Raw genomic sequence first — 18,036 nt, 5'->3', positions numbered from 1 at the left:
CGGACGGCGGGCCTGGTCAGACCCTGGTCGAGTTCTCCATGTGTGTCGGAGCCACGGTCACAGGTCCGGGTGTGGACGTCGGTTCGGGGCCGCTTTCGCTGAGGCCGTACCGCATGTGGATTCTGCGCAGGAAGCCGGGCGCGTACCAGGCCGTCTTCCCGAGCAGACGCATCGCGGCGGGGACGAGGACGCCGCGTACGGCGATGGCGTCGAGGAGGACGGCCAGTCCGCTGCCGAGACCGAACATCTGCATGAAGCTGAGCTTGGCGGTGCCGAAGGCGAAGAAGCTCACCGCGAGCAGGCAGGCAGCCGCGCTGACGATGCGCCCGGTGTGGCCGAGACCGTTGACCACGGCGGTCTCGTTGTCGGCTCCGTGGTCGTGGAGTTCCTTGATCCTGCTGGTGACGAACACCTCGTAGTCCATCGAGAGGCCGAAGGCGATGCAGAACATCAGCACGGTCATCGTCATCTCCATCGGCTGCGCGGTGAAACCGAGCGGTGAGGAGAGGTTGCCGTCCTTGAAGATCCAGGTCATGACGCCGAGGGTGGCTGCCAGGCTGATCAGGTTGAGGGCCAGTGCGCGCAGCGGCTGCACGATGCTGCCGGTGAACAGGAAGAGCAGCAGGAAGGTGGTGAGGACGATCAGGGCCACGGCCAGCGGGAGCTTGTCGGCGATGGATTCCTTGGCGTCGACGAGTACCGCGTCGTTCCCTCCGACCAGGGGGTGGGTCCCGGGTGGCGGGGTGACCGAGCGCACCTGCTTGACCAGGCTCTCGGCCGCTTCCGACTTCGGTGTCAGGCTGCTCACCACGCTGATCCGCTGTGCGTCGGGCCGGCCGAGGGCGGGGTTGGCCGGGCCGGTCGCCGCGGACTGTCCCTTGGTGTAGGTTCCCGTGCTGGTCTCGACACGCTCGACGCCCTCGAGCGCGGACAGTTGGCCCGCGTACGACGCCAACGGGGCCTTGTCCACGGACTGGCCGATGGCGATATGGAGGGCCGAGTCCTCACTGCCGCCGAAGTTCTTCCGCAGTGTCTCCGAGACCTGGCGGCTCTCGGCGTCCTTGGGCAGTACGCGTTCGTCCGGTGTGCCGAAGGTGATGTTCAGCAGCGGGCTCGCCGCGAACAGCAGCACGGCGAGGACGGGCAGTGCGGTGAGCACGGGCCGCCGCATGACGGTACGCGCCAGCCGTCCCCACAGGGGTTCCCGGGCGTCGGAGCGCTGCGACTTCGCCCACGGCAGCCGCCCGCTGTTGACCCGGTGCCCCAGCACCTTCAGCAGGGCAGGCATCACGAACAGGGTGCTCAGCGCGGCGATGGCGACGACACCGACCCCGGTGAAGCCCATCGAGCGCAGGAAGTAGTGCGGGAACACCAGGAGCGCCGCCAGGGCTGCCGCGACTGTCGCGGCGGAGAAGGCGACGGTGCGGCCCGCGGTGTGCACCGTGCGCCGGACGGCGTCGTCCACGCTCACCCCGGCCGCGAGTTGCTCCCGGAAGCGGCTGACCATCAGGAGGGCGTAGTCGATGCCCAGTCCGAGGCCCAGTGCGGTGGTGAGGTTGGTCGCGGTGTCGGCGACATCGGTGACGCTGCCGAACAGGAAGAGCTGGGCGAACGAGCCCATGATGGCGAAGATCGCGATAGCGAGCGGCAGCAGGGCCGCGACCACGCTGCCGAAGACGATCAGGAGCAGTACGAGGGTCAGCGGTATGGCGATCGCCTCGGCGAGGATCAGATCCTCGACCACCTGGTTCGACAGGTCGGCACCTACGGCGGCGCCTCCTCCGGCCTGGACGGTGAGGGTGTTCTTGTAGGTGCCGCTGTAGGTGTCGAGGATCTCCTTGGCGTTGTCCCGCTGCTCCGTGGTGTCGCCTCTCACATGGGCGAGCACCATGGCTTCGCGGCCGTCCTTGGAGCGCAGGTCGGGGCTGTTCGTCTCCCAGTACGAGACGATGTTGCCGAGCCGCTTGTCCTCCTCGAGGTCGGCCAGCAGGTCTTGGGCGCTTTTTCGGGAGGTGGGGGTGTCGATGCGGCCGTCGGAGGAGCGGACCAGCAGGACGAGGTTGGTCTCGCCGCCGAACTTCTCGTCGATGACCGCCGCTGCTCGGGTGGATGGGGAGGCGGGGTCGTCGAAGCCGCCCCCCTTCAGCTTGTCGAAGGCGCCCGCACCCACCGCGCTCATGAGAGCTAAGGCCAGGACGGCGAAAATAAGCACCAGCCGGGACCGGCGAATCGCCAGTTCGGCTATACGTTCGAACACGGATGATCTCCTTCAATGCCTTCTGCGATAGGCGAGGGGCGTCGGCCGGGCAGGAGCCGGCTCAATGCACCGCAGAGTCCCTGCCACCCCGTCGGTCCACCCCGTCAGGGGGGTGCGGTGCCGCGCTCTTCGTCGCCGAGATCGACGCTAGTGAGACAGCCGGTGTTTGAGCAGTAGGAGATTTACCTGACACCTGTGAGAAAATTTAACCCGCGATGACTGTTTGATGCCTCGTCGGATCGGCCGTCGTAGGATCGCCGCATGTCCGCAGACGCGCATACGACGGCCGTGCCAACCCTGCGCCAGCGACGCCGGGCGGTCGCCACCCAGGAGATCGTGGAGGCCGCCGAGAGTTACATCGCCGAGCACGGACCGCACGCCCTTTCCCTGAGAGGGGTCGCCCGCGACCTCGGTATGACAGTCCAGGGGCTCTACCACTACTTTCCGAACCGGGACGCCCTCGTCACCGTTCTCGTCACCAAGGCGTACCGGGACCTGGCCGATGCCGTGTCGGAAGCTGCCGACGCAGCGGCGGACGAGTCGGCCGCGCTGCGGTTCCTGGCCGCCACCGAGGGCTATCGCCGATGGGCCATCACCCACGTCGAGCGATTCCAGCTGCTGTACGGAGCGCCGCTGCGTCATTACGCGGCGCCCCACGATGGCCCGACCACTCAGGCGATGCGCCGGATGTGCGCGATATTCCAGCGCGAGATGTTCGACGGGTTCACCACGGCGCAATTGGCCGCAGCCGACACCCGCGGGCTCTCGTCGGCACTCCAGGCGCATCTGGAACCCCTGTTTCCGCACGGCCCGCAAACCCTGCCGCCCCCCGCGAGCGCTCTCCTCCTCGGCGCATGGGGCCACCTGCACGGCCTGGTCGTCCTGGAGGTGTTCGGGCACACCTCCTTCATCGGCGAACATCAGGCCGAGATTTTTCACATGGCGATGCGGGACCTGCTCGAGGACATTCATCGCCGGATCCCGCACGGCACCGACGGCGATTCCGAGACGGTGCTTGGATAGCGTGGTCGGCTCCCTCGAAGACGGCGGCCGCGGACACAGTCGTTACCTCGATGCGTCGACGGAAAGCAGGGACTCACAAGTGGCACAGGTTTGGCTGCGCAGCGGAATGGACCCGGACGCCCCGGAAGCGGTGGTGGTCGCCGTGGTGGTAGATCCGGAGGGGACACCGGAGGAGCGCGCTGTCGGTGAACTCTTCTCGTGCGCGTACGAGGGCGACGGCAGTTTCATGCTGGTCCGGACGGACGGCTGGGCCGAGCGGCGCTTGCAAGGGGAAGTCCTGACCGTTGACATCGTGGTCTACCCGGCTGTACTCAAAACGCTGGAGATCGACGCAGCCGGGTTCCCTGAACGCTCGCCTGTCGAACCAGACGCGGTCCGGCTTCTGCGGGTGAGTACTCGTGTCGCTCGACGCCAGTATGAGCAGGCCCTCGAGCCGACGGCTGTGCTGACGGCCCCGGCCGAGGCGACGCCCCAGCAGATTGTGGCCGGCCTCCACTCCGGGGAGGAATGGCCGCTGATCCTGGCCCCGCCGCCTCCGGCGAAGGCCTGAGCCTGCTTCACGGCCACCTGTATCTGGACCGGCTCGCACAGCGTGAACGGAAAGCAGCGCTGCGGGAAATGCATGACTCCCAGGACAAGGTGTTCGCCCGGCGAAGTGACGGGCGATGTCTGCCGTCGCCCGGGTCCTGTGTCATCGGTAGGCACCCTCTACGATCAACGCTGCCGACTGAAAACCGCTTACCGCCGGGGGACGTAGAGCTGTGGACGACCGGGATCTGATACTCGCTGACCGCTACCGCCTGGTGCGTCCGCTGGGGCGCGGCGGGATGGGCGAGGTGTGGGAGGCTCAGGACACCAGTCTCCGGCGGCCGGTCGCGGTCAAGGTGATCTCGGTCCTTGCGGGTGGCGGCAGTCGGGCCGACGAGGCGCGCGCCCGGTTTCTGCGGGAGGCACGGATCACCGCCGCGCTTCAGCATCCTCATATCGTGACGGTCCACGACCTCGGTGAGGCGACCACCGGCCAGGGCACGACGCCGTTCCTCGTGATGGAACTGCTCCGGGGCGAGGGCCTGGACGCCGTTGTCCGGCGCGGACCACTCGGCGAGGAAGAGGTGGCGCGGTGGGGGGCGCAGGCGTGCGACGCGCTGGGTGAGGCGCATGGCGCCGGCATCCTCCACCGCGACATCAAGCCCGCGAATCTGTTCGTCGCGGCCTCGGGTGGCCTGAAGGTGCTCGACTTCGGGATCGCCCGCGCCGCCGACGCCTCGGCTACCGGTGACCGGCTGACCCACACCGGGTTCATGGTGGGCACGGCCGCGTACATGGCACCGGAACAGGCACGCGGGCGCCCCGAGCAGCGCAGCGACCTGTACTCCCTCGGGTGTGTGCTGTTCGAACTGCTCACCGGGCGGATGCCGTTCGACGCCCCGGACACCCTCGGGTACATCACGGCGCACCTTCACGATCCGCCCCCCGCGCCGAGCAGCCTCGTGCCCGGCGTCTCGGCTCCATGGGACCGCCTGGTCGGTCGGCTGCTGGCCAAGGACCCGCGCGAGCGATACGAATCGGCCGCCGCGCTCGCCGACGAGTTGCGGCGCCTCGGCGGTGTGCGGCAGGCCGTACCCGCGGTTCGCTACACCCCCACCGTCGCCGTCCGGGAGGAGCACGGGGCGGGCTCACCGCCCGCGGCTGCCTCCGTGTCCGACGATCTCGCGGCGGCAGCCACGGTTCAGGCGCCCGCCGCGCCGTCCGGTGGAACAGGCATGAGCCGGCGCAGCCTGCTCCTGGGGGGCGCGGGCGTCGCCGCGGTCGCGGTCGCCGGAGGGGCGGCGGCGATGTACCTGACCGGCGACCCCGAGCGGGACCCGGTCGCCTGGTCGCAGAAGATCGCAGACGTCGACCTGATCAACTCCGACGGTCCGGACGTCGTCCTGGCCGACGGCCGGTGTCATGTGGCCGCCGGTCACTACTACAAGGAGACCGCCGCGCTCCACACCTTCGACCTTGCCACCGGTAAGCGTCTGTGGAAGGAGTCCCTCAACGCGGCCTGGTCCCGGGAAACACGCTTCGCGGTCGTCGGCGGCACGCTACTCGCCCTGACCCGGGACTCCGACAACAAAGGCGGCCAGGTACACGCCTTCGACGCTGCCACCGGGGATCGCCGCTGGCAGCATTCGGTCTCCAACAGCGCCATGGGGCTGGAAGTGCACCGGCCCAGCGGCCTGCTGATCACCGGTGAGGACGGTTATGTGATCGGAATCGATCCGCGCACCGGCAGCCAGCGATGGGCGATCAACGTATCCTCCCCCTACGACGCCACATGGATCCTGGCCGGCGACCTGATCCTCTGCCGCGGCGGAATCGCGATACTGGGCAAGACAGGCAAGCAGCTGTGGACCCGCTCCAACTTCCAGCCGCAGGGCGACCTGGCGCAGCCCCTGGGTGAGGGCCTGCTCTGCTACGAGGACGGCAGGACAGCCCCCGTCGACCTCGTCTGCCGCAAGGCGGAGACAGGCGAGGTGATGTGGCGGAGCCCGTTCCAGACGACCAAACCGGACACCCTCACCACCGGGGCCTTCCAGCCGCTCAATGAATTGGTGTCGGACACCACGGTGTTCCTTCCGCTCGCCGCGGGGTCCCGCCGGAAACCGACCGCACTGAACGGACTCACCGGCGAGCAGACCTGGACCTACGGCAGTACGTACGAAGGGGTCGGCCTGAAGGAACAGGGGACGACCAGCGTGGCGGGCGGGTTCGTCCTGCCCACGGCATCGGGACCGGTGTGCCTGGCCGCCGACGACGGCACAAAACGGTGGCACGCCGATACTCAGAGAGTGCAGACCACCGGCAAGTACGCCCTGCTCTCCGGGACCGGGCAGGAACGAGTGTTCCAGCGCTGGACCAGCGTGCGGATCGTCGGAGTGGAACACGGCCGCACGCTCTGGACTGGCCAGTTCGACAGCACGGCCATGAGCGAGCCTGCCGCGAGCGGCGACTCGGTCGCGTTCCTCGACGACAGCGGCACGCTGTGGGCGCTGCGCGTGTGACGAGCCCAGTTGTCCCGGGTCCGGCGAAGCCGTACGTTCTCACGCACGGTGGTTCACCGGCCCGGGACGGGTCTCTTCCTGGCTGTCAGTCGAGCGGTTCGATCCAGAGGTTCCTGAAGCGGACCTTGTTGCCGTGGTCCTGGAGCCGGATTGCGCCCGCCGCCGCCGATTCGGCGTCGCCGCCACCGGTCGGGCCGTCCACGGCCACGTTGTCGTGGACCTTCCTGCCGTTCCACACCACGGTGATCCTGGCGTCATCGGTCTTCCGGCCCGCGGTGTCGAAACGGGCCGCACGGAAATCGATGTCGTACGTCTGCCAGGTTTCCGGAGCGGTGGCGGCGTTCAGGTCCGCGGCCTTTTTGTTGTAAATGGACGCGGCGTCGTTCGGGGCGAGTTTCTCCACTCCGAAGGAGTCCAGGATCTGGATCTCGTACCGCTCCTGGAGGTAGATGCCGCTGTTCCCGCGGTCCTGCCCGGTGACATCGTCCGGCAGCTTCGGCACCCGGAATTCGGCGTGCAGCCTGTAGTCGCCGAAAGCCTGTTTGGTGCGGATGTCGCCGCAGCACACCTCGATGGAGTCCTCGGCGGAGTGCGGCCATTCGACGCTGCGTCCGTCGGTGTGCTGCCAGGCGGTGGAGACGCTCCCGCCGGAGAACAGGTCGATCCGGCTGCCGGGTCTGCGCACCTCGATCATGTCGAGGTTGACGTGGCCGGTGTCCTCGGGCCGATAGGTATAGGCGATGGTGTTGCGACCCTTGCGCAGAGAGAGCCGCTCGGTCTTGGTGGACCAGCGGTTCCAGGCGCCGGTGAAGGGGAGGCTGGTCTGCTGCGCCTGCCCGCCGTTGACGGTGATGCCCAAGGTCTTGGTGCCGGTGAAGGGGTGGGGGCCGTTGGCGTAGCGCAGTCCCACGTCGTAGCTGCCCTTCGCGGGTGCGTCGACCTCGAAGGTGGCCATGGCGCCCGGGGTGCCGAAGCCGTCGACGAAGCCGCCGCCGGTGTAGCCGGCGTGCTCGGTGTCGATGTCGGCTCCGCCCGCCAGGCGTGCCGATTCCGCGTCGTACGAGGTGATGGGCTGCTCGGGGCCGGGGCGTGCGTTCAGCGTGTACCAGGCCTCGGTGGACCACAGCTGCTCACCGGCGTCCGAGGCGAAGGGGCGCGGTGAGCGTATGTGCACCACCCGGTCGGTCTTGAGGCCGGGGATGGTGAGCCGGACCGTGCGACGGTCGTCGGACAGTCGGGCGGCTGCGACGGGGAGGGCCTCTTCGTCGACCTTGGGGCCGCCGTACGCCGGGGTGGGGACGTAGCGCCACTGCTCGACGGAGTAGGCGCCGTTCGTCAGCTTGGCGGCGGTCTCCGCCGACAGGGGCTTGGTATAGGTGAGTTCGAAGCCGTCGCGGGTGGCGCGCATGGTCTTGATGTCGAAGGCGGTCGTGCCGTTCGGGGTGAGTTTTTGCAGGCCGAAGCGGAGTTTGCCTTCTTGGCCCCAGTTTCCGTCGGCGCCGAGACCGCCGGCGTAGATGGCACCGTCCGGTCCGGTGCTGATCCGGGTGATGCCGGCCTCCAGGCCCTGGGTGTGCCGGAACACCGCGCCCTGGTACTCGCCGTCTATCTTCTCCAGGTCGGCGCGCTGGATTCCGCCGTAGGTGACGTCGCCGAAGAGCATCTGCCCGGCGAAGGGCCCCTTCTTCAACAGCATCGGGGTGCTGGGCGAGTTGGCTATCTCGTTCTGCGGCAGCCAGAGGACGGGCTTGGTGACCTGGCGGTCGTCGAACGGGCCGTCCGGGTTGGTGTAGTGGTTGAAGAAGCGGTCCTGCTTGACGTGGAGCAGCTTGGAGGCGGGCAGCCAGCCGCCCTGATTGTCGGTGACGAACAGATCGCCCTCGGGGCCCCGTCCGATCCCGTTCGGTGTGCGGAGGCCGCCGGCCAGGTAACTCACCTTTCCGGTCTTCTTGTTCACCTTGATGGTGGCGCCGCGGTTCGCGGCGGGCTGCGGGTTGGTGGTCGCCCCGCCGTAGTTGATGGCCACGGAGAGGTTCAGATAGAAGTTCCCGTCCTCGTAGAGCAGTCCGAAGGCGAACTCGTGGAAGTTCCCTCCGTACGGCCACTCGGCGACTTTGCGGATCTCGTCCGCGGTGTTGTCGCCCTCGAGGTCGGACAACTCGGTGAGCTGGTGCTTCTCCGAGACGTAGAGCTTTCCGTCGACGTACTTGATCCCCATCGGCTCCTTCAGCCCGCCGGCGATCTTCTTGTACGTGACCTTCTCCGGGCCGGTGTCACCCGTGACGTGGTCGAGGACGTACACCTCTCCCTCCGTCTTGGTACTGCCGCCCCACGTCGTCACGGCGAGCTTGCCGCCCGGCAGCCAGTCCATCGCGGAGACCTGCGGCTCGAAGCCCTCGGGACGCAGATCGGTGAGGGTGTAGCCGGGGTTGACCGAGGTCAACGGGAGGCCGTCGCCGGGGGTGTCATTGTTGCCCTCGCACTCCTTGCGGCCGGGGGCGGTGACACGGACGACGCCGGCGTCCGTGCTGAGCACGGAGTTCGGGACGAGGGTGAAGTCGTCGGCGCCCGGCGGCTTCCACTGGAGGGTGACCTGCTGCTCGCCACCGCGGTCGAAGTGGTCGATGCGCAGAGCGTGGTAGCCGGGCGTAAGGGCGACCTCGCCGTCCTTGGGCTCGGCACCGTGCAGTCCGTCGTGGTTGATGACCCTCCTGTCGTCGATGAGCAGTCGGGAACCGTCGTCGCTGATCAGGCGGAACGTGTACGTGCCGTCGGTGGGGATGTTGATGTTGCCGATGATCTGCGACACGAAGTTGTCGGTGAAATCGAAGCCCTCGGTGGAGGACCAGTCGACGTTGGGGATCAGCTTGTCGACGTTGGGGGTCTGGGCCGGCTTGAGGTCGCAGAGCTTGGTCAGCGGGGACTGGATATCGAAGACGCGGAGGGTGACGCCGGGTTCCTGGGGCGGCAGGTCCCCGAAGGGTTTCTCGTCCGCTTCGGCGGCCGGTGTCGCGAGACCGCCGGCGAAAAGGGCGGCGAGGAGCAGGCCGGTGATTCTTCGTGGTCTACGGCGATGGCTACGGAGGCTCGGGTACTTGCGTGGCGTCACTCTTCCTCCTGCTGGGCGCTAGGCGGAGCGGCCGACGGCGGACCGCGGCCATGGAGTGGAGCTCGTCCACGTACGGGTGGTGCAGCGGCATTCCGCCGTGATGCACGCAGACGTCCGTACGAAATCGACGCCCAGCGTACGAACAACACCTCGAACCGTCCATACTTTGTCCCGAACAAGTCGAAAGCCCTTGTTCCCCGAGCCCGCAGAGCATTTACGCAAGCGACTTGCATAACTTGCGATACTCTTGCGTGTATGACGCGACGACTTGCTGAAGTGGCGAAAAAGGTGGGGGTCAGCGAGGCCACGGTCAGCCGGGTGCTCAACGGCAAGCCCGGAGTGTCCGAAGCCACCCGGCAGTCCGTGCTGGCCGCCTTGGACGTCCTCGGCTACGAGCGGCCCACGCAGCTGCGCGGCGACCGCGCCCGCCTGGTCGGACTGGTCCTGCCCGAGCTGCAGAACCCCATTTTCCCGGCGTTCGCCGAGGTCATCGGCGGGGCGCTGGCCCAGATGGGCCTGACTCCGGTGCTGTGCACCCAGACCAAGGGCGGGGTCTCCGAGGCCGACTACGTGACGCTGCTGCTGCAACAGCAGGTCTCCGGCGTGGTGTTCGCCGGCGGCCTGTACGCGCAGGCCGACGCGGAGCACGGCCACTACCGGCTGCTCGCCGACCGCAACATTCCGGTGGTGCTGGTCAACGCGGCCATCGAGCAGCTCGGCTTCCCGGCCGTCTCCTGCGACGACGCCGTCGCGGTGGAGCAGGCCTGGCGCCATCTGACCTCCCTCGGCCACCAACGGATCGGGCTCGTGCTCGGGCCCGGCGACCACATGCCGTCGGCCCGCAAGCTGGCCGCCGCCCGAGCCGTCGCCGGTGATCTGCCGGACGAGTTCGTCGCCCGGGCCATCTTCTCGATCGAGGGCGGCCAGGCCGCGGCCTCCCGGCTGATCGACCGGGGGGTCACGGGCATCGTCTGCGCCAGCGACCCGCTGGCTCTCGGGGCCATCAGGGCCGCGCGCCGCAAGGGGCTCGGCGTGCCGTCGCAGATATCCGTCATCGGCTACGACGACTCCGCGCTCATGAGCTGCACCGAGCCGCCGCTCACCACCGTGCGCCAGCCCATCGAGGCCATGGGCAGGGCTGCGGTGGAGCTGTTGAACGCGCAGATCAGCGGATTGGCCGTACAGGCCGAGGAGTTGCTGTTCGAGCCCGAACTGGTGGTGCGCGCCTCCACCGCGCAAGCCCCGCAGGGGTGAACCCGACCGGGACTCGCATACCTGTCGATTGTTTTCAGTTTCTGCGCGACATCTTGCAGCATGATGTCGACGGTGCTTGAGTGTGCGGCGCACCCACGGCTGTGTGCGCTCCGCCCACCGGCGTGGGGCTTCCCTGCTCCTGTCCAGAGGGGTCCACCATGAGAAGCACCGGGTTCCGTCGTCGCCTCATCGTGCTGAGTGCCTGCTCCCTTGCCCTCACCGCATGCGGCTCGGACAACGACGCGGCCAGCGGAAAGACGCGTATCACCGTCAACTGCATGCCGCCCAAGAGCGCCAGGGTCGACCACGCGCTGTTCGCGGAGGACGTCGCCTCCTTCGAAAAGCAGAACCCGGACATCGATGTTGTCGCGCATGACGCGTTCCCCTGCCAGGACCCGAAGACGTTCGACGCCAAGCTCGCCGGCGGTCAGATGGAGAACGTCTTCTACACCTACTTCACCGACGCCAAGCACGTCGTCGACATCGGTCAGGCCGCCGACCTCACCCCGTACCTCAAGGAGCTGAAGAGCTACGACACCATCCGGAAGGAACTGCGCGACATCTACACGGTCGACGGCAAGGTCTACGGCATCCCGCGCACCGGCTACTCGATGGGCCTGATCTACAACCGCACGCTCTTCGAGAAGGCCGGCCTCGACCCCGACAAGCCGCCGACGACCTGGCAGGAGGTCCGCGCCGACGCCAAGAAGATCGCGGAGCTGGGCGGCGGAACCGTCGGCTACGCGGACTACAGCGCGCAGAACCAGGGCGGCTGGCACTTCACGGCGGAGCTGTACTCCCAGGGCGGCGACGTCGTCAGCCCCGACGGCAAGAAGGCGACCATCGACACCCCCGAGGGGCGCGCGGTCCTCCAGAACCTGCACGACATGCGCTGGGTGGACGACTCCATGGGCAGCAAGCAGCTGCTCATCCTCAACGACGTCCAGCAGCTGATGGGCTCCGGCAAGCTCGGTATGTACCTCGCCGCGCCCGACAACATCCCGATCCTGGTCAAGGAGAAGGGCGGCAACTACAAGGACCTCGCCATCGCCCCCATGCCCGGTGGCAAGGGGACGCTCATCGGCGGCGACGGCTACATGTTCCACAAGGGGGACTCCCCCGCCCAGATCCGAGCCGGTCTGAAGTGGCTCGACCACATGTTCCTCACGCCGGGCAAGGGCTTCCTCGGCGACTACGCCCGCGCCAAGAAGCGCGACGCCCCCGTCGGCCTGCCCGAGCCGCGGCTGTTCACCGGCGCCGCCGACGCCGAGGACCAGCGGGTCAAGACGGCCAACGCCAATGTCCCCGTGGAGAACTACCGGGCCTTCCTCGACGGCAACCAGGACCTGCGGATGAAGATCGAGCCGCCGAAGGCCCAGCAGATCTACTCCGTCCTCGACGGAGCCGTCTCCGCGGTCCTGACCAAGAAGGACGCCGACATCGACGCGCTCCTCGAGGGCGCCTCCGGCAAGATCGACAGCATCCTGTCGCGGAGCTGACACCGATGACCAGGACCGTGGCCCGGCGCCCCGCCGACGCGATCGCCGTACGGCCCGTCAAGGCGCCGCCCCCGGTGGCGGGCCGGGGGCGGCGGCGCCTGCACGACCAGGCCCGCGCCTACGCCTTCCTCCTCGGCGGCCTGCTCTGCTTCGCCCTCTTCTCCTGGTATCCGGCGATCCGCGCGGTGGTCATCGCCTTCCAGAAGTACACACCGGGCTCCTCGCCCGAGTGGGTCGGCACCGCCAACTTCACCCGGGTCCTGCACGACCCCGAGTTCGGTGCCGCCTGGCGCAACACGCTCACCTTCACCCTGCTCGCCCTGCTCATCGGCTTCGCGATCCCGTTCGTACTGGCACTGGTGCTGAACGAACTCCGGCACGCGAAGGCCTTCTTCCGGGTCGTGGTCTATCTGCCGGTGATGATTCCGCCGGTGGTCACCGCCCTGCTGTGGAAGTGGTTCTACGACCCCGGCGCCGGCCTGGCCAACGAGGCGCTCCGCTTTGCGCACCTGCCCACCTCGAACTGGACCAACGGCGCCGACACCGCCCTGATATCCCTGGTCGCCGTCGCGACCTGGGCCAACATGGGCGGCACGGTCCTGATCTATCTGGCGGCGCTCCAGTCCATCCCCGGTGAGCTGTACGAGGCCGCCGAGCTGGACGGCGCGAATCTGTGGCAGCGCATCCGGCATGTGACCGTTCCGCAGACCCGGTTCGTCATCCTCATGCTGATGCTGTTGCAGATCATCGCGACGATGCAGGTGTTCACCGAACCCTTCGTGATCACCGGCGGGGGCCCGGAGGACGCCACGGTCACCGTGCTGTACCTCATCTACAAGTACGCCTTCCTCTACAACGACTTCGGCGGCGCCTGTGCGCTGAGCGTCATGCTCCTGGTGCTGCTCGGGCTCTTCTCCGCCCTCTATCTGCGACTGACCCGATCCGGGGAGGAGGACGCATGAGCACCCGGACCCTCGTCTCCCCCGCGACCCTGGCCCGCCCCCGCGGCAAGGCCGTCTACTGGACCGTCTTCGCCGGCGTCGTCGTGCTCTTCGCGCTCGCCTTCCTGTTCCCCGTGTACTGGATGGTGACCGGCGCCGCGAAGTCACCGGACGAGGTGGCCCGGACCCCGCCCACCCTCGTCCCGTCCCACTGGCGCGTCAGCGGCTACACCGACGCCTGGGAGCTCATGCAGCTGCCCACCCACCTGTGGAACACGGTGGTCCAGGCGGCCGGTGCCTGGCTGTTCCAGCTGGTGTTCTGCACGGCCGCCGCCTACGCCCTGGCAAAGCTGAAGCCCGCCTTCGGCAAGGTGATCCTCGGCGGCATCCTCGCCACCTTGATGGTCCCGGCCCAGGCACTGGTCGTACCGAAGTACCTGACGGTCGCCGACCTGCCGCTGATCCACACCAGCCTGCTCAACGACCCCCTGGCGATCTGGCTTCCGGCGGTCGCCAACGCCTTCAACCTCTATCTCCTCAAGCGCTTCTTCGACCAGATCCCGCGCGATGTGCTGGAGGCCGCCGAGATCGACGGCGCCGGAAGGCTGCGCACCCTGTGGTCGGTCGTGCTGCCCATGTCGCGTCCCGTGCTCGGCGTGGTGTCCATCTTCGCTCTGGTCGCGGTGTGGCAGGACTTCCTGTGGCCGCTGATGGTGTTCTCCGACCCGGACAAGCAGCCGATCAGCGTGGCGCTGGTGCAGCTGTCCCAGAACATCCAGCTGACCGTGCTCATCGCCGCGATGGTCATCGCCAGCATCCCGATGGTCGCGCTGTTCCTCGTCTTCCAACGGCACATCATCGCCGGGATCAGCGCGGGCAGCACAAAGGGCTGACCCCGCCCGCAGCGCGAAGGACCGGCTCCCACCCCCTCGAGAAGAAAGGCACCGCCGTGGCACAGCCCACCCCTGCCCGGACGGACCGCGACTGGTGGCGTTCCGCGGTCATCTATCAGGTGTACGTGCGCAGCTTTGCCGACGGCGACGGCGACGGCACCGGCGACCTCGCGGGCGTCCGCGCCAGGCTGCCGTACCTCGCCGAACTGGGCGTCGACGCGCTGTGGTTCACGCCCTGGTATCTGTCGCCGCTGAAGGACGGCGGCTACGACGTCGCCGACTACCGCGCCATCGACCCGGCCTTCGGCACCCTGGCCGAGGCGGAGAAGCTCATCGCCGAGGCACGGGATCTGGGCATCCGCACGATCGTCGACATCGTGCCCAATCACGTCTCCGACCAGCACCCCTGGTTCCGTGCCGCTCTCGCAGGCGGTCCCGAGCACGAGCTGTTCCACTTCCGGCCGGGCCGCGGCGACCACGGTGAGCTGCCGCCCAACGACTGGCGATCACAGTTCGGCGGTCCGGCGTGGAGCCGGCTGCCCGACGGTGGCTGGTATCTGCACCTGTTCGCCCCCGAGCAGCCCGACCTCAACTGGAGCCATCCGGCCGTCCGCCGGGAACACGAGGACATCCTGCGCTTCTGGTTCGAGCGGGGCGTCGCGGGGGTCCGCGTCGACTCGGCCGCCCTGCTCGTGAAGGACCCCCGCCTGCCCGACTTCGTCGAGGGTCGTGACCGGCACCCTTACGTCGACCGCGACGAACTGCACGACATCTACCGCTCCTGGCGGACGGTGGCCGACGCATACGGCGGGATCTTCGTCGGCGAGGTGTGGCTGCCGGACACCGAACGCTTCACCCGCTATCTGCGCCCCGACGAGCTGCACACCGCCTTCAACTTCTCCTTTCTGGCCTGTCCCTGGGACGCCCGGCGGCTGCGGGTGTCGATCGACGAGACGCTGGCCCAGCACGCTCCGGTGGGCGCGCCCGCCACCTGGGTGCTGTGCAATCACGATGTGACCCGCACGGTCACCCGCTACGGCCGCGAGGACACCTCCTTCGACTTCGCCACCAAGGCCTTCGGCACCCCCGCCGACCTCGCTCTCGGCACCCGGCGGGCGCGGGCCGCCGCCCTGCTGTCGCTGGCCCTGCCCGGAGCCGTCTACGTCTACCAGGGCGAGGAGCTCGGCCTGCCCGAGGCGGACATCCCCCACGACCGCGTCCAGGACCCGATGCACTTCCGCTCGGGCGGCACCGACCCGGGCCGGGACGGCTGCCGGGTGCCGCTGCCGTGGGCGGCCGAGGCGCCGTACGCCGGTTTCGGCTCCCGCGTGGAACCCTGGCTGCCGCAGCCCGCCGGCTGGCCCGGCTACGCGGCCGACCGCCAGGCGCAGGACCCCGGCTCGATGCTCAGCCTCTACCGGGATGCCCTCCGTATCCGCCGCGCCACGTCCGGCTTCGGCGACACCCCGCTCACCTGGCTCCCCGCCCCCGATGACGTCCTCGCCTTCGCCGGCGCGGACGGGCTCATCTGCGTGGTGAACCTCGCGGACACGCCCGCCCGGCTGCCCGCCCACTCCCGCTCCCTGCTGGCCAGCGGACCACTGGACGACCGTGGCCGCCTGCCACGGGACACCGCGGCCTGGCTGCGCGCCTGAGCCGCCACCGCACCGTGCTTCCTTCTCACCCCACCCCCCCCACACGAAGGGATCAGCTCATGCGCAGCAATACCTTCGGATCGGTCAGGCGTATGCCGGCGATCGGCGCGACCGTGGCCCTGGCGGCCGGCATGCTGCTCGTCCTGCCCCCCACCGCCGCGCACGCCGCCGCGGGCGCCGCCCTCCCCTTCACCTCGGTCGAGGCCGAGTCGGCCACCACCACCGGCACCAAGATCGGCCCCGACTACACCCAGGGGACCCTCGCCTCCGAGGCATCCGGCCGCCAGGCCGTCCGTCTCGCCTCCGGCCAGCGCGTCGAATTCACCGCACCCCGCGCGGCCAACGCCGTGACCGTCTCCTACAGCGTGCCGGACGGCCAGTCCGGCACGCTCAACGTGTACGTCAACGGAACCAGGCTGGCGAAGACCCTGGCGGTCACCTCCACGTACTCGTACGTGGACACCGGCTGGATCGCCGGGGCGAAGACCCACCACTTCTACGACAACGCCCGGCTTTTACTCGGCCAGAGCGTCCAGGCCGGCGACAAGATCGCGTTCGAGGCGGCCAATGTCCAGGCCACCGTCGACGTGGTCGACTTCGAGCAGGCGGAGCCGGCCGCCACGCAGCCCGCGGGATCGGTCTCCGTCACCTCGAAGGGCGCCGACCCGACCGGGCAGGGCGACTCCACGCAGGCGTTCCGCGACGCCATCGCCTCCGCCCAGGGCGGCGTGGTCTGGATCCCACCGGGCGACTACAAGCTGACCTCCTCCCTGAGCGGCGTCCAGAACGTCACCCTGCAAGGCGCCGGGCACTGGTACTCCACCGTGCACACCTCGCGCTTCATCGACCAGTCCAGCTCGTCCGGCAACGTCCACATCAAGGACTTCGCGGTCATCGGAGAGGTCACCGAGCGCGTCGACTCCAACCCCGACAACTTCGTCAACGGCTCACTCGGCCCGAACTCCAGCGTGTCGGGCATGTGGCTCCAGCACCTGAAGGTGGGCCTCTGGCTGATGGGCAACAACGACAACCTTGTCGTCGAGCACAACCGCATCCTCGACACCACCGCCGACGGGCTCAACCTCAACGGCAGTGCCAAGGGCGTGCGCGTCCGCGACAACTTCCTGCGCAACCAGGGCGACGACGCGCTCGCCATGTGGTCGCTGAATGCGCCGGACACCGACAGCAGCTTCGAGAACAACACCATCTCGCAACCGAACCTCGCCAACGGCATCGCGATCTACGGCGGCACCGACATCGCGGTCAAGAACAACCTGATCTCCGACACCAACGCCCTCGGCAGCGGGATCGCCATCTCGAACCAGAAGTTCCTCGACCCCTTCCACCCTCTCTCCGGCACGATCACGGTCGACGGAAACACGCTGGTGCGCACCGGCGCCATGAACCCCAACTGGAACCACCCGATGGGGGCGCTGCGCGTCGACTCCTACGACAGCGCCATCAGCGCCACCGTCAACATCACCAACACGACCATCACGGACAGCCCTTACAGCGCGTTCGAGTTCGTCTCCGGCGGCGGCCACGGCTACGCGGTCAGATACGTCAACGTGACCGGTGCGACGGTGAGGAACACCGGAACCGTCGTCTTCCAGGCCGAGGCGCAGGGGGCGGCGAAGCTCAGCAACGTCGCGGCCACCGGCGTCGGCGCGGCGGGCGTCTACAACTGCCCGTACCCGGCCGGTTCCGGCTCCTTCGCGCTCACCGACGGCGGCGGAAACTCCGGCTGGAGCAGCGCCTGGTCGGACTGCTCCACCTGGCCGCAGCCGGGGCAGAGCAACCCCGACCCGGACCCCGCCCGCAACCTGCTCAAGGGCCGGCCGGCCACCGCGACCGGATCGCAGGACGTCTACACCCCCGGCAAGGCGGTGGACGGCGACGCGAACACCTACTGGGAGTCCGCCAACAACGCCTTCCCCCAGTCGTGGACGGTGGACCTCGGCGCCCGCCAGGCGGTGCGCCGGGTCGTGCTGAAGCTGCCGCCCTCCTCGGCGTGGCAGGCCCGCACCCAGACCCTGTCCGTGCTCGGCAGCACCGACGGCTCGTCGTACTCCACGGTGGTCGGCTCGCAGGGCTACCGCTTCGACCCAGCACAGGGTAACGCCGTCACCCTCAACCTGCCCCAGAACACCGACCTGCGCTATCTGAGGCTGCACGTCACCGCCAACACGGGCTGGCCGGCCGCCCAGTTCAGCGAGGTGGAGGCCTATCTGACGTCCTGACCGCCACGGCGGGGTGCGGCGGCCTGGCCGGCTGACCGAGACCGCCTTCGCGGCGAGCCCGGGAGCCTCCGTAAAAACCTGTTGGCGGACCACGGCGACCACTGCTACCTTTCCGGAG

11 protein-coding genes and 1 pseudogene are annotated in these 18,036 nt (G+C 68.6%); 10 read left to right on the top strand and 2 right to left on the bottom strand.

Annotated elements, in window-relative coordinates:
- Positions 1-16 precede the first annotated feature (16 nt).
- On the bottom strand, positions 17-2,257 hold the full coding sequence (locus tag ABTY62_RS16630; RefSeq protein ID WP_352130124.1) for an MMPL family transporter: 2,241 nt from the start codon (positions 2,255-2,257) through the stop codon (positions 17-19).
- A 261-nt stretch (positions 2,258-2,518) separates the two neighbouring features.
- On the opposite strand from ABTY62_RS16630, the gene ABTY62_RS16625 reads away from it, so the two are divergent.
- The 4 genes and pseudogenes from ABTY62_RS16625 to ABTY62_RS16610 all read left to right on the top strand — a co-directional run bounded on the left by ABTY62_RS16625 (position 2,519) and on the right by ABTY62_RS16610 (position 6,327).
- The gene (locus ABTY62_RS16625) at positions 2,519-3,280 is read left to right on the top strand and encodes a TetR/AcrR family transcriptional regulator (RefSeq protein ID WP_352130123.1); all 762 of its coding nucleotides are present in this window, start codon (positions 2,519-2,521) and stop codon (positions 3,278-3,280) included.
- A 1-nt stretch (position 3,281) separates the two neighbouring features.
- Positions 3,282-3,830 (top strand): hypothetical protein, encoded by a 549-nt coding sequence (locus ABTY62_RS16620; RefSeq protein ID WP_352130122.1) that lies wholly within the window; start codon positions 3,282-3,284, stop codon positions 3,828-3,830.
- A 5-nt stretch (positions 3,831-3,835) separates the two neighbouring features.
- Positions 3,836-3,937, top strand: a pseudogene (locus ABTY62_RS16615) (peptide deformylase); the annotation flags it as partial.
- Between the two features lie 104 nt (positions 3,938-4,041).
- Positions 4,042-6,327 carry a serine/threonine-protein kinase gene (locus tag ABTY62_RS16610; RefSeq protein ID WP_352130121.1) on the top strand — a complete coding sequence of 762 codons (2,286 nt, stop codon included), beginning with the start codon at positions 4,042-4,044 and terminating at the stop codon, positions 6,325-6,327.
- 85 nt (positions 6,328-6,412) lie between these two features.
- On the opposite strand, the gene ABTY62_RS16605 is transcribed toward ABTY62_RS16610, so the two are convergent.
- Positions 6,413-9,436, bottom strand: coding sequence for a 3-keto-alpha-glucoside-1,2-lyase-like domain-containing protein (locus ABTY62_RS16605; protein WP_352130120.1), 3,024 nt, complete (start codon positions 9,434-9,436; stop codon positions 6,413-6,415).
- A 255-nt stretch (positions 9,437-9,691) separates the two neighbouring features.
- On the opposite strand from ABTY62_RS16605, the gene ABTY62_RS16600 reads away from it, so the two are divergent.
- From ABTY62_RS16600 to ABTY62_RS16575, 6 genes are all read left to right on the top strand, one after another.
- On the top strand, positions 9,692-10,690 hold the full coding sequence (locus tag ABTY62_RS16600) for a LacI family DNA-binding transcriptional regulator (protein WP_352130119.1): 999 nt from the start codon (positions 9,692-9,694) through the stop codon (positions 10,688-10,690).
- Between the two features lie 158 nt (positions 10,691-10,848).
- Positions 10,849-12,189, top strand: a complete 1,341-nt coding sequence (locus ABTY62_RS16595; RefSeq protein WP_352130118.1) for an ABC transporter substrate-binding protein — start codon at positions 10,849-10,851, stop codon at positions 12,187-12,189.
- A 5-nt stretch (positions 12,190-12,194) separates the two neighbouring features.
- Complete coding sequence (locus ABTY62_RS16590; protein ID WP_352130117.1) at positions 12,195-13,151, top strand: carbohydrate ABC transporter permease; 957 nt, start codon at positions 12,195-12,197, stop codon at positions 13,149-13,151.
- Positions 13,148-14,023, top strand: a complete 876-nt coding sequence (locus ABTY62_RS16585) for a carbohydrate ABC transporter permease (RefSeq protein ID WP_352130116.1) — start codon at positions 13,148-13,150, stop codon at positions 14,021-14,023. The genes ABTY62_RS16590 and ABTY62_RS16585 overlap by 4 nt, the downstream gene beginning before the upstream one ends.
- A gap of 56 nt (positions 14,024-14,079) precedes the next feature.
- Positions 14,080-15,678, top strand: coding sequence for a glycoside hydrolase family 13 protein (locus ABTY62_RS16580; RefSeq protein WP_352130115.1), 1,599 nt, complete (start codon positions 14,080-14,082; stop codon positions 15,676-15,678).
- A 59-nt stretch (positions 15,679-15,737) separates the two neighbouring features.
- Positions 15,738-17,918 carry a discoidin domain-containing protein gene (locus ABTY62_RS16575; protein WP_352130114.1) on the top strand — a complete coding sequence of 727 codons (2,181 nt, stop codon included), beginning with the start codon at positions 15,738-15,740 and terminating at the stop codon, positions 17,916-17,918.
- The last annotated feature ends 118 nt before the right edge of the window (positions 17,919-18,036 follow it).

It is taken from the genome of Streptomyces sp. NPDC097640 (assembly GCF_040302705.1).
Lineage (GTDB): Bacteria > Actinomycetota > Actinomycetes > Streptomycetales > Streptomycetaceae > Streptomyces.
This window is presented reverse-complemented; position numbering and strand designations above follow the sequence as displayed.